Origin of the sequence: Micromonospora sp. NPDC048909 (assembly GCF_040649635.1) — a bacterium.
Lineage (GTDB): Bacteria > Actinomycetota > Actinomycetes > Mycobacteriales > Micromonosporaceae > Micromonospora.
In genome coordinates this window covers 69702-81889 of the sequence record NZ_JBEZFU010000011.1, presented here as the reverse complement: position 1 = coordinate 81889, position 12188 = coordinate 69702, and the positions used below count along the sequence as shown (strand labels likewise).

Genomic DNA, 12188 nt, shown 5'->3' with positions numbered 1-12188 from the left:
CGGATGCACCCGACGACCACCGACGCGCCGGCGCTGGCCCAGCTCGCCGCCCTGCTGGCCGACACCACCCGGGCCCGGTTCTGCCTCGCGCTGCTCGACGGGCGGGCGTGGACGGCGGGGGAGCTGGCCCGGACCGCGGGGGTGGCCGCGTCCACCGCGAGCGAGCACCTCGACCAGCTGGTCCGGGGCGGGCTGCTGGTGCAGGAGCGGCAGGGGCGCCACCGCTATCTCCGGCTGGCCGACCCGTCCGTGGCGCAGCTGGTCGAGGACCTGGCCGGCCGGGTCGCCGGCACCCCGGGACCGACCCGGTCGTTGCGCGCCGCCCGCGCCAACGCCGCGCTCGCGTACGCCCGGACCTGCTACGACCACCTCGCCGGCCGGCTCGGTGTGCTGGTCCACGACGCGCTGCTGGACCGCGGGCTGGTGGACCGGACCGGCGGGCTCGCCCTCACCCGGGCCGGCCTCGACTGGTGCGTCGACCTCGGGCTGCCGGTACCGGCGCCGCAGACCACCCGCCGGCCGTTGCTGCGCGACTGTCTCGACTGGACCGAGCGCCGCCCGCACCTCTCCGGCGCGTTCGGCGCGGCGCTCTGCGGGCGTCTGCTCGACCTCGGTTGGCTGGCCCGCGGCGACGGCCGGGTCGTCCGGCTGACCCCGGACGGCGCCCCGGCGCTGGCCGCCGCCCTCGGCCTTTCCCCGGCGTCCCTCGCGCCGCCCGCCGCGCCGGCCACCGGCGGCGGTCGGGCCTGACGCGGCCGGCACGAGCTCGCGGCCCGGCGGTGTCCGCGACGACCGGCGACAACGGGTCGCCCGCCGCCCGCCGCCCGCCGCCCCGGCTGCCCGCCGGCCGCGCGGCTCCGGCGGTGGGGTGCTGCTCGGTGCCACCCTGCTCGGCGGGGCCGAGGTCGGGGCACGCTTCGGCGGGGAGCGAAGCGTCCCGCGCCTAGCGTCGGTGTGTGACCCCGACCGTGAGCTGGCCCGCCATCGCCCCCGTCCCCGACACCCCGACGTGCGCACCACCTGCCAGCCACCCGGATGGCGGCTGGACGCTGACCCGGTACGCCGACGTGCGCGCCGCCCTCACCGAGGCGTCCTGCCGGGTGCCGGTCGCCGACTCCGGCGCGCCGGGCACGCTGAGCTGGCTGCGCGGCACGGTGAGCCGGTTCAGCCCGCCGGAGCGCCATCCGGCGCGGCGGGCGGCCGGGACCGCCGCGCTGGCCGCCGTCGACCCGGACGAGCTGCGGGCCGAGGCTGCCCGGTTGACCGTCGCGGCCCTCGACGTGGCCGCCGGTCGGCTGGACGTGGCCGGCGCGCTCGCTCGACGGGTACCCGTGCGGGCGCTGGCGTCCCGGCTCGGCCTCGCCGACCCGGACGCCGCCGTGCCGGCGGTGACCGTGGTCGCCGCCGCCTACCAGCCCGGCGCCGACGCGGCGGCGGTCCGACGGGCCGACCGGGCGGTGGCGGAGCTGGTGTCCCTGGCCCCGCCCGGCCCGCCGGAGGTGCTGGCCAACCGGATCGGCCTGCTGGTCCAGGCGTGCGACGCGACCGCCGGGTTGATCGGCGCCGGCGCCCGCCACCTGCTGCCCCCGCCCGGCTCGGACCGTGCCGCGGTGCCCGGCGACACGCCCCGGCTGCTGGCCGAGGTGCTCCGGCTCGACCCGCCGGTGCGGGGCACCCGCCGGATCACCGCCGCCACCGTGCGGCTCGGCGGCGTCGAGCTGCCGGCGGGCGCCGGGCTGCTGCTGCGCTTCGACGCGGCCAACCGGGATCCGGCGGTCTTCGCCGAGCCGGACGCGGTCCGCCCCGACCGGACCGTGCCGGCGCTGACCTTCGGCGCGGGTCACCGCGGCTGCCCCGGCCAGCGGCACGCCCTGGCGCTGGCCACCGGCGTGCTGGACGTGCTGCGCGACCGGTGCCGCCGCGCACCGACCCCGGTCCGGTACGAACCGCACCCGCTGCTGCGGGTGCCGGCCCGGCTCGAGGTGGTGGCGAGATGACCGACCGGTTCGCCGCGTTCCGCGCCCTGCACCACGGCGACCGGCCGCTGCTGCTGCCCAACGCCTGGGATCACGCCTCGGCCGCCGCGCTCGCCGCCCGTGGTCATCCGGCGATCGGCACCACCAGCCTCGGCGTGGCCGCCGCGGCCGGCCTGCCCGACGGTGAAGCGGCCACCCGGGCCGAGACGCTGCACCTGGCCCGGCGGCTGCGTGGGCTGCCCGCGCTGCTGACCGTGGACGTTGAGGCGGGGTTCAGTGACGAACCGGCGGAGGTCGCCGCCCTCGCCGCGGAGCTGGCCGGTCTCGGCGTGGTCGGAATCAACATCGAGGACGGCCGGCCGGACGGCTCGCTCGCCCCGCCGGCGCTGACCGCCGCCGCGGTCGCCGCGGTTAAGGACACGACGCCGGAGATCTTCGTCAACGCCCGCACCGACGCGTGGTGGCTGGGCGTCGCGGACCCGTTGGGTCAGGCGCTGGAGCGTGCCCGGCTCTACCGGGCGGCCGGCGCGGACGGCATCTTCGCGCCCGGCGTCTCGGACTCCGACACCATCGGCGTCCTCGTCGCCGGCCTCGACGCCCCGCTGAACGTGCTCCACCGACCCGGTGGTCCCACCGTCGCCGAGTTGGGCCGGCTCGGCGTGGCCCGGATCAGCACCGGCTCGCTGCTGTTCCGCGCCGCGCTCGGGGCCGCGCTCGCCACCGCCGACGCCCTGCGCGCCGCCGACCCGGCTCCCGGCGCGGCGTATCCGGAGCCGCCCTCCTACGTCGAGGTGCAGCGGTTGAGCGCGCCGCCCGGGGCCGGCTGACCGGTTCGTTCCCCCTCGGTCGCCCTGCCGCCTCCCCGCCCGGGCCGGCGGGCCCCTGCCGGGCCGTCGCCATTCGGGGCTGTTAGGAGGATTGTTCGGGCTCATCCCCATCCGGCCGATTACCGTGAGTACAGGGCGAGCAACCCTGTGTCGTGACCGGAGAGGACCGATCATGCGAGTGCCCAGCCGAAGCCCCGGATCGCAGCCCGGCCCCCGCGTCCCGCCGGCCACGCCCGCTCGCCGACTCCCCACGTCGCCCGGCCGGCCGCGCGCCGACTCGCCGGACCTCGCCGCCTACCGGGCCGCGGTCGCCGACCTGCTGGTCGAGGTCGGTGCGCTGGCCGACGCGCCCAGCACCGCGGCCCGGCAGGTGCTGATCGACGAGCGGTTGCGCGAGCCCGCCCTCGCCGCGGTACTCGACGCGACCCCGCAGGGCTTCCTCGGCGCCCGCGAGACGCTGCTGCTCGAAATGGCCCGCTACCAGCCCAACGAGCGCAGCTCGGCCCGCGACCTCAGCGCGCTGGTCCGGATCTACCTGCTCTCCCGTATCGACGTGATGTGGTGGCGGGACGCCCCGTCGTTCGTCACCGACACCCAGGTCGAGGCGAGCGCCGACCTGGTCGACCTGGAGTGGCTGCGCCGCCGCGACCTGCTGAGCTTCCGCTATCGGCAGCAGCCGGCCAGCGTGCTGGGCCGCGGGGTCCAGGCGGTCCGGCGGCGGCTGCGGCCCGACGCCAGCCCGCGTACTGCCGGGCTGCTCGCGCGGCGCGCTCGCCGGGAGGTGGTGGCGCTGCTCAACGACCTCGGCCGGGAGTTCGCCCGGGCCACCCCGCCCGCCACGCCGCCACTCTGGGTGACCAGTCTGACCCGCAGCGCCGAGCACCAGTACCGGCTGCGCCGCCTCGGCTACTCCGCCATGCTGCCCAGCGGGCACTGCAGCGGCTACGCCGTTGACGTGGAGATGGACTGGTTCGACCGCTTCGGCGTCCGGGAGGCCCTGGCCGAGATGCTGCTCGCCCGCCAGGAGGCCGGTGAGATCAACGTCATCGACGAGGGGCAGGCCTGGCATCTCTGCCTCGCGCCGGCCGCCCGCCGCCGGCTGCGGCGGGCGTACGAAGCCGAGATGGGGGTGTGAGGCGATGTGCGGCATCGCGCTGAGCATCGGCCCGGAGGCGGACCCGGTGCTCTTCCGCCGGATGCTCGCCATCCTCGCGCCACGCGGCGAGGTCACCGAGGCCCGGTACGAGGCCGGCCTGCTCGCCGGCACCCGCCGGCTGCGGGTGGTCGACCGGGAGCGGGCGGTGCAGCCGTGGACCTCGACCGACGAACGGTGGCTGCTCTGCTTCAACGGTGAGATCTTCAACCACCGTGAGTTGCGCGCGAAGCTGACCGGACTCGGCCACCGCTTCCGCACCGGCAGCGACACCGAGGTGCTGCTCGCCGCGTTCGAGCGCTGGGGCGAGGACGCGGTCACCCGGCTGCGCGGCGAGTACGCGTTCACCGTGGTCGAGCGGGCCACCGGCCGCGCCTACCTGGCCCGCGACCCGCTCGGGGTGAAGCCGCTGTACTGGGCCCGCAAGCCCGGCTGCCTGCACCTCGCCTCCGAGGTCAAGGCGCTGGTCGGGCACGGCGCGCCGATCGGCGAGGTGCCGCCCGGCCACCACGGGTGGGCGGACGCCAACGGCCACGTCCGGTTGCGCCCCTATCTGGACCTGCTCACCCTCGGTCAGGGGCTGCCCGAGATCGACGACCCGGACGAGGCCGCCCTGCTTGTCCGTGCCGCGTTGCGGGACAGCATCCGGATGCGGGTGGACACCGACCTCACCGTCGGGGTGGTGCTCTCCGGCGGGTTGGACAGCTCGCTGGCCCTGCTGCACGTGCGGGAGCTGCACCCGGACTGCGTGGCGGTGACGGTCGGTGTGCCGGACAGTCCGGACGTCGCGTACGCCCGGCGGCTCGCGGCCGACCTCGGTGTGCCGCACGAGGTGGTCGAGCTGCGCCCGCGCGACATCCGGCTGACCGACATCCGTGAGGCGATCCGGATCTCCGAGCTGACCGAGTACGGCGACATCATCAACGCGGTGGTCTCCGTACCGCTGTTCCGGCGGCTGCGGCAGCTGGGCGTGAAGGTGGCGCTCACCGGCGACGGCTCGGACGAGCTGTTCGGCGGGTACCCCATGTACCACGAGGTGGGCCCGGCCGCGTCCCGCCGGCTCTTCCTGCACAAGATCCGCAACCTGGGCCGGACCGAGCTGCAGCGGGTGGACCGGACCAGCATGGACCTCGGGGTCGAGGCGCGGGTGCCGTTTCTCGACCTGAGCGTGGTCGAGCTGGCGATGCGGCTGCCGCTGGCGCTGAAGATGCGCGACGGGCAGGAGAAGTGGATCGTCCGGCGGGCGTTCGCCGACGTCCTGCCCGACTACATCAGCCAGCGGCCGAAGAACCCGATGTCCTACTCCTCCGGCCTGCACGAGCGGGTCCGGCTCTACAAGCCGCTGTTCGCCCGGTTGCACCGCTCGTTCGGCTACCACCTGCTGGAGCCGGTCCGGCGCGACTTCGACAACGTGCTGACCCGGTGCGGCAACGACCTGGATCGGGCGATCGCGCACGGGATCGCCCGGCCGGACTACACGGTGCTCGAACACGCCCGGGACCTGGTCGGTGCGGCGAAGTGGAACGCCGCGCCCATGGTCCGCCGGCTGGTCGGCCCCCGCCGTACCCGCGGCGACGAAGCCCCGCTGCCGGGCTGAGCTGCGGAGATGTGGATCGAGGAGAACGGGTACCGCACAGACGGCCTCGCCCGTGAGGTCCACCTCGACTACTGTCCCGATGAGCCGGAGAAGGGCGTCACCGAGCTTCAGCGCGCGGTGCACCGGGGCTGACCGGCCGCCCTCCGAATTTCTTCGGCTGCCATGTCGAAACCGGCCAGCGCCCGTTCGACCTCCTGGTGACGGCGCGGCCGGACGGCCGGCCCCAGAGCGAGGAGGACATCGTGAAGGTGATGGTGCTGGTGAAGGCCGCCGCGGCGGACGAGGACCGGCTCGCCCCGAGTCAGGAGCTGCTCGAGGCGATGGGCGAGTACAACGAGCGGCTGGTCAAGGCCGGGATCATGCTGGACGGTGGCGGGCTCCGGCCGACCGCCGAGGCCGTGGAGGTCGTATTCGAGGGCGGCACCACCTCGGTGGTGGACGGGCCGTTCACCGAGGCCAAGGAGATCATCGGCGGGTACTGGGTCTGGCAGGTCGGCTCGGTCGAGGAGGCCGTGGAGTGGGCCCGGCAGTGCCCCGACGACCCGAACAGCGGGATCCGGTCGAGCTTGGAGATCCGCCCGTTCTACGAGGCGGAGGACTTCGGCGAGGAGTACACCCCGGAGCGGCGCGAGCGGGACGCGCGACTGGCCGCCGAGGTCACGGCGCAGCACGGGCAGAGCTGAGGCCGGGCGACGGGCGGGAAGGCGACGATGGACGCGCGACGGACGGTCGAGGCGGTCTGGCGGATGCACTCCGCGCGTCTGGTCGCCTCCCTCACCCGGCTCGTGCACGACGTCGGGCTCGCCGAGGACGTCGCCCAGGAGGCGTTCCTGTCCGCGCTGGCCCAATGGCCGCGCGACGGCGTACCGGACGAGCCGGCCGCGTGGTTGGCGACCGTCGCCCGGCGCCGGGCGATCGACCTGATCCGGCGGGAGCGGCTGCGCGACGACCGGTACGCGCTGCTCGCCGCGGCTCCGCGCGACGAGCCGCACGACGCGGGCCTGGGCACGGCGACGGATGACGACCTGCTCGCGCTGGTCTTCGTCGCCTGCCATCCGATCCTGTCCCAGCAGTCCCGGGCCGCGCTGACGCTGCGCATGGTCGGCGGGCTCACCACCGACGAGATCGCCCGGGCGTTCCTGGTCCCCGACGCCACCATCGGCCAACGGATCTCCCGGGCCAAACGCACCCTCGCCGAGGCCGAGGTGCCGTTCGCAGTGCCCGACGCGGACGCCCTGCCGGCCCGGCTCTCCGCCGTCCTGGAGGTCGTCTACCTGATCTTCAACGAGGGGTACGCGGCGACCTCCGGCGACCGGTGGATCCGCCGCGACCTCGCCGATCAGGCCGTCCGGCTGGGCCGGATCCTCGCCGGACTGATGCCCCGCGAGCCCGAGGTGCACGGCCTGGTCGCCCTGATGGAGCTCCAGGCCTCCCGCTTCGCGGCCCGGACCGGGCCGGACGGCCGACCGGTCCTGCTGCCGGAGCAGGATCGCGCCCGCTGGGACCGGACCCTCATCGCGCACGGGCTGCGCGCCCTGGCCCGCGCCCGAACGCTGGGCAAACCACTGGGCCCCTACACCGTGCAGGCGGCCATCGCCGCCTGTCACGCCCGCGCCGCCCGGTACGAGGAGACCGACTGGGAGGCGATCCTCGCGCTCTACGAGGCGCTGACCCAGCTCGTCCCGTCACCGGTGACCCACCTCAACCGCGCGGTCGCCGTGCTCCACGTCGACGGACCACGGGTGGCCCTGGACGCCGTGGACGCCCTGCGCGACGATCCCCGGATGGCCCGCTACCACCTGCTCGGCGCGGTGCGTGCCGACTTCCTGCTGCGCCTCGGCCGGCACGCCGAGGCGGCCGAGGAGCTGGAACGGGCCGCCGGGCTGGCGCCGACCCGGCACGAGCGCATGATGCTGATGACCCGCGCCGCCGCCGCCAACCCGTCCGCCCCGCGGTGACCACCCGCGCCCGCCCGCCCGCCCGGCGGGCGCCGCACGCGAACGGCATCAACGGGAACGGCGTAGCCCGGCAACGCGACGTCCGATCGCCGCCAGCAACCCCACCGCCGCCCGGCCAGGCTTGGGGACATGAGAACCGGGACCACCTTCCGCGTCACCGCGCTGCCGACCGCGCTGATCGACACCATCTGCTCCAGCGGGCGGGATGCCGCCGGCCGGCCCGTCGAGACCGTCGTGGCCGGGGGCGGCGAGCCGCTGCGGTGCTGCCTGCGCGACGCCGAGGCGGGGGAGGCGCTGCTGCTCTTCGGATACGCCCCGCCGGTCGCCGCCGGCCCGTACCGGGAGATCGGGCCGATCTTCGCGCACGTGACCGGCTGCCCGGGGCCGGACCAGGCCGGTGGCTACCCGGCCGCCTGGCGCGACCGGCCCCAGGTGCTGCGGGCGTACGACCGGCGGGGCCGGATCCACGGCGGCCGGCGGCACGACGGCACCGACCCGGAGTCGGTGATCGCCGAGCTGTTCGCCGACCCGGCGGTGCGGCAGCTGCACAGCCGCAACGTGGTGTACGGCTGCTTCATGTTCGCGGTCGACCGCGCGGAGTGACCCGGCCGGCCGTCGGGCGGCGGGCCGGAGCGCTCAGCCGGTGATCAGCAGCGCGCCGGCCGCGGCGGCGGTGGCGGTCACCGCGAGCAGGGCGCCGGTGAGCAGGAACCGGGTCAGCGGCACGGACACCCCGGCCGTGCGGCAGCGCTCGAACCAGAGCAGGGTGGCCAGCGATGCCCACGGCACGGCGAGCGGACCGATGTTGGTGCCGATCAGCAGGGCGAGCAGCCGGGACCCGGCCTCCGGCGGCAGCACCGACTCGCCCGCCAGGTAGGCGGGCAGGTTGTTCACCGCGTTGGCCAGCAGGGCGCCTGTGCCGCCGGCCCGCAGCAGCCCGGCCGCGCCGCCGTCCTCGCCGAGCAGGTCGGCGACCAGATGGTCCAGCCCCCACCGACCCAGGGTCTGGATCACCAGGAAGAGACCGGTGACGAAGAGCAGCAGCCGCAACGGCACGAGGCGGGCGCGCAGCGTCCCCGGCGAGCGGACGGCGAAGCCGACCAGCACCAGCGCGGCGGCGACGGTCGACACGATGCCGAGCTCCACCTCGGCGAGCACCCCGACGACGAAGAGCAGGCAGCCGGCGAGGGCAGTGCGGTACAGCACCGGGTCGGCCGGGGTGGGTCGGGCCGGCGGGGTGAAGCGCCCGTCCGGCGGGCGGTACCGCCGCCACCAGCAGCACCAGAGCAGCAGCCCGGTCACCGCCAGGGCGGCCAGCTGCGGCAGCCACATCCGAGCGGCGAAGCCGACCGGGTCCAGTCCGATCCGGTCGGCGGCCAGCAGGTTCGTCAGGTTGGACACCGGCAGCAGCAGGCTGGCCGTGTTGGCCAGCCAGACGGTGGTCACGGCGAGCGGGGCCGGCGCGACCCGCAGGTTGCGCGCCAGGGCCAGCATGACCGGGGTGAGCAGCACCGCGGTGGTGTCCAGGTTGAGTACGACGGTGGTCGCCGTCGCGAAGCCCACGCAGAGCAGGAAGAGCCGCGCCCAGCTGCCCCGGGCGGCGATCGCCAGCCGGGTGCCGAGCACGTCGAAGACCCCGGCGACCGCGGTGAGCTCGGCCAGCACCACCACCGTGCCGAGGAAGAGCAGCAGCGGCCCGATCCGGTGCAGGGTGGCGGTGGTCTCCGCCCGGGGGAGCAGCCCGGTCACCGCGCAACCCACCCCGAGCAGGGCGAGCACGACCGCGACCACGTCCAGCGGATGCGGCCGAGGCCGCCGCCGGACCGGGCCGGCCGGGGCCGGTGGTGCGGGGGCGGCGACGGTCACGGCCGAGGATCCTCGCACAGCCACCGGCCGGTCACTCCGCGCCCCGCAACCGTCGTGACCCGGACTACCGCCCGGTCGCCCCACCCGGGCGGCACCGGGCTGACCCGGGCGACCGCCCCGCCCCGGTTGCCGGCCGGAGTCGAGCGGTCGCTCGCGGTGGACAACCGGACGGCCGGCGCATAGCGTCCAATGGATATGCGTAGGACTCTGCCGGCCGTCTCCCTGGCCCTGCTGCTCACCCTCACCTCCTGCTCGGCGACCGGGTCGGACATACCCGCTCCGCCGGGTGCCACCCCCGCCGGCACGCCCAGCGCGTCCCGGCAGGACGCGGCCCAGGTCGACCAGACCCTGGGCAGCCTGCGCCGGGTCGACGACCTGCCGCTCTACGAGATGACCTACGTGGGGCGCTACGACCCGACGGACGGCACGGACGCCAAGCCGGCGACCCCGTTCGGCTGCTCGCTCTTCGTCGCCGCCGGCGACCGGAGCCGGCCGCTCTTCGCCCGCAACTTCGACTGGGACGCCAACCCGGCGATGGTGCTGCGCACCGACCCGCCGGACGGCTACGCCGCCATCTCGCTGGTGGACATGTCCTACCTCGGCGTCGACGCCGACCCGGCCGGCGACCGGCGGCTGCTCAATGCGCCGCTGCTGCCCTTCGACGGGATGAACGAGCGTGGCCTCGCGGTGGGCCTGGCCGCCGACGACGGCGCACGCGCCGCTCGTGACCCGGGCAAGCCCACCGTCGGGTCGGTGCGCATCCTGCGCCTGGTGCTCGACCGGGCCGCGACCGTGGACGAGGCGGTCGGCGTCTTCACCGCGCACAACCTGGACTTCGACGGCGGGCCGCCGCTGCACTACCTGCTGGCCGACGCGTCCGGCGCGTCCGCGGTGGTCGAGTTCGTCGACGGCGAGATGCGGGTCGAGCGGGGCCGGGGCGACTGGCAGGCGCTCACGAACGTGCCGGTCGCCGGGATCCCGGAGCAGCAGCGCCGCGAGGACCGCCGCTACGGGCTGATCGCCCAGGCGATGACCGAGTCCGGTGGGGTGGCCGACGCCGCCGCGGCGCACCGGGTGCTCGGCCTCGTCCGGCAGGCGCACACCCGCTGGTCGGTGACGTACGGCCTGCGCACCGGCGAGGTGCGGCTGACCACCGCCACCGGCGGGGCCGAGCGGCGTTACCAGCTGCCGATGAGCTGAACCCCGGACGTGGCCGGGCCCGGCCCCCCGTACAGGGGGCCGGGCCCGGTTGCTGCTGTTACCGCGGTGCCTCGGTGCTCACCAGCTCAGGTAGCTGGGCTGGGTCTGCACGTTCAGCTCCTTGTACCGGACCAGGTTGGCCGTCCAGGTCCGCCAGTCGTTGAGCTCGAGCACGTCGAGACCCTTGACCATGTCGTTGGAGTAGATGTGTCCGTTGTAGTAGTACGCGGACCAGGTGCCACCACCGACGAACTGGTCGTTCGAGAGCGGACCGCGCTCCCAGAACGCGATCTCCTTCGGGTTGGCCGAGTCGGTGAAGTCCCAGACCGAGATGCCGCCCTGGTACCACGCCTGGACCATGATGTCCCGCCCGAGCACCGGGATCAGCGAGCCGTTGTGCGCCACGCAGTTCTCGGTGTCCGCGTTGTTGCGCGGGATCTTGTAGTAGCTCTTGAAGACCATCTTCCGAGCGTCACCACGGCCGGTGATGTCGTAGATGGCGTCCGCGCCCCGGTCCGGCCCGACCTCCTCGTTGCAGGTGGCCGCGCCGCCGCCGCCCAGCTCGTCGGTGAAGATCACCTTCGTGCCACGGTTGTTGAAGGTGGCCGAGTGCCAGAAGGCGAAGTTGACCGTGTCCCGCACCCGGTTGATCACCCGGGGGGCTTCCCGGTTGCGGATGTCCAGCAGGATGCCGTCACCCATGCAGGCGCCGGCGGCCAGGTCCTTCTCCGGGTAGGCGGTGATGTCGTGGCAACCGGTCGTCGCCGAGCCGGTCTCGCTGCCCTCGAAACCACCGTCGGGGAAGAGGTTCGGCGTGGAGACCACCGACGCGTCGGTGGGCTTCTTCAGCGGAACCTTGATGATGGAGATCGAGTCGTGCGGCGGCTGGCAGTCCGGGAACTCGGCCCGCGGGCTGTACGACGAGACGTACAGGTAGATGTTCTTGCGGTCCTTGCCCGGCACCAGGGTGTGGGTGTGCGAGCCGCAGGCGGTCTCCACCGACTTGATGTAGCGCGGGTTGGCCTTGTTCTTGATGTCGAAGACCTTGATGCCCTCCCACGACTCCTTCACGTTGGCGCCCTGCGTGGTGCTGTTGCAGGAGTCGTCGCTGCGAGACGAGTCGGTGGAGAGGAAGAGCAGGTCACCGTGGATGGAGATGTCGTTCTGCGACCCCGGGCAGAGCACCCGGGACACGACCCGCGGAGCGCTGGGTCGGGAGATGTCGTAGATGACGAAGCCGTTGTAGTTGCCGGCGAATGCGTACTTGCCCTGGAAGGCGATGTCGCTGTTGGTGGCGTCCAGCGGCGCCACCTTCGGCACGTTGGCGATCTGCCGCAGGTTGGGGCTGCTGACGATCTCGTCAACGCCTGGAATGGTGTTGGCGACGTCCACTGTGGCTGACAGCGCCGACTGCGGCGCGACCTGGGCGTTGCTGGGTGAGGCCACCAGGACGCTGGCGACGAGGAGGCCGGCCGCGGCGAGGCTCACGATCCGGAGCTGTCGTGGCCGGGGTAGGGAGAATTTGATCATCGGCGAGGCCCTTCGCAAGGGGAGGTCGATTGTCGACACCTTACCGGGCACGCAAGGCCATCGATGTGATCTGGGTCACAT

12 protein-coding genes are annotated in these 12188 nt (G+C 74.6%); 10 read left to right on the top strand and 2 right to left on the bottom strand.

Going from position 1 to position 12188, the window contains the following annotated elements:
• The first annotated feature begins 3 nt into the window (after positions 1-3).
• The 9 genes from AB0C04_RS25710 to AB0C04_RS25670 all read left to right on the top strand — a co-directional run bounded on the left by AB0C04_RS25710 (position 4) and on the right by AB0C04_RS25670 (position 8114).
• A complete protein-coding gene (locus tag AB0C04_RS25710) occupies positions 4-750 on the top strand; it encodes a winged helix-turn-helix domain-containing protein (RefSeq protein WP_357058943.1) in 747 nt (248 codons plus the stop codon).
• Between the two features lie 206 nt (positions 751-956).
• Positions 957-1997: a cytochrome P450 gene (locus tag AB0C04_RS25705; RefSeq protein WP_357058940.1), complete on the top strand. Its 1041-nt coding sequence runs from the start codon at positions 957-959 to the stop codon at positions 1995-1997.
• Positions 1994-2803: an isocitrate lyase/phosphoenolpyruvate mutase family protein gene (locus AB0C04_RS25700; RefSeq protein WP_357058937.1), complete on the top strand. Its 810-nt coding sequence runs from the start codon at positions 1994-1996 to the stop codon at positions 2801-2803. Before AB0C04_RS25705 ends, AB0C04_RS25700 begins: the two co-directional genes overlap by 4 nt.
• Positions 2804-2975: 172 nt before the next feature.
• A complete protein-coding gene (locus AB0C04_RS25695) occupies positions 2976-3938 on the top strand; it encodes a DUF5715 family protein (protein ID WP_357058934.1) in 963 nt (320 codons plus the stop codon).
• A 4-nt stretch (positions 3939-3942) separates the two neighbouring features.
• A complete protein-coding gene (locus AB0C04_RS25690; RefSeq protein WP_357058931.1) occupies positions 3943-5553 on the top strand; it encodes an asparagine synthase-related protein in 1611 nt (536 codons plus the stop codon).
• Positions 5554-5562: 9 nt separating this feature from the next.
• Positions 5563-5685 (top strand): hypothetical protein, encoded by a 123-nt coding sequence (locus tag AB0C04_RS25685; RefSeq protein ID WP_357058928.1) that lies wholly within the window; start codon positions 5563-5565, stop codon positions 5683-5685.
• Between the two features lie 119 nt (positions 5686-5804).
• Complete coding sequence (locus tag AB0C04_RS25680; protein ID WP_357059327.1) at positions 5805-6236, top strand: YciI family protein; 432 nt, start codon at positions 5805-5807, stop codon at positions 6234-6236.
• Between the two features lie 27 nt (positions 6237-6263).
• A complete protein-coding gene (locus tag AB0C04_RS25675) occupies positions 6264-7511 on the top strand; it encodes a sigma-70 family RNA polymerase sigma factor (protein WP_357058925.1) in 1248 nt (415 codons plus the stop codon).
• Between the two features lie 129 nt (positions 7512-7640).
• A complete protein-coding gene (locus AB0C04_RS25670; RefSeq protein ID WP_357058922.1) occupies positions 7641-8114 on the top strand; it encodes a DUF1203 domain-containing protein in 474 nt (157 codons plus the stop codon).
• Positions 8115-8147: 33 nt separating this feature from the next.
• Here AB0C04_RS25670 and AB0C04_RS25665 read toward each other — a convergent pair whose 3' ends face one another.
• Positions 8148-9377, bottom strand: a complete 1230-nt coding sequence (locus tag AB0C04_RS25665) for an SLC13 family permease (RefSeq protein ID WP_357058919.1) — start codon at positions 9375-9377, stop codon at positions 8148-8150.
• 195 nt (positions 9378-9572) lie between these two features.
• Between AB0C04_RS25665 and AB0C04_RS25660 the strand changes: the two genes are divergently transcribed.
• On the top strand, positions 9573-10577 hold the full coding sequence (locus AB0C04_RS25660; RefSeq protein ID WP_357058916.1) for a linear amide C-N hydrolase: 1005 nt from the start codon (positions 9573-9575) through the stop codon (positions 10575-10577).
• A 78-nt stretch (positions 10578-10655) separates the two neighbouring features.
• On the opposite strand, the gene AB0C04_RS25655 is transcribed toward AB0C04_RS25660, so the two are convergent.
• Positions 10656-12107 carry a hypothetical protein gene (locus AB0C04_RS25655; RefSeq protein WP_357058912.1) on the bottom strand — a complete coding sequence of 484 codons (1452 nt, stop codon included), beginning with the start codon at positions 12105-12107 and terminating at the stop codon, positions 10656-10658.
• Positions 12108-12188 lie beyond the last annotated feature (81 nt).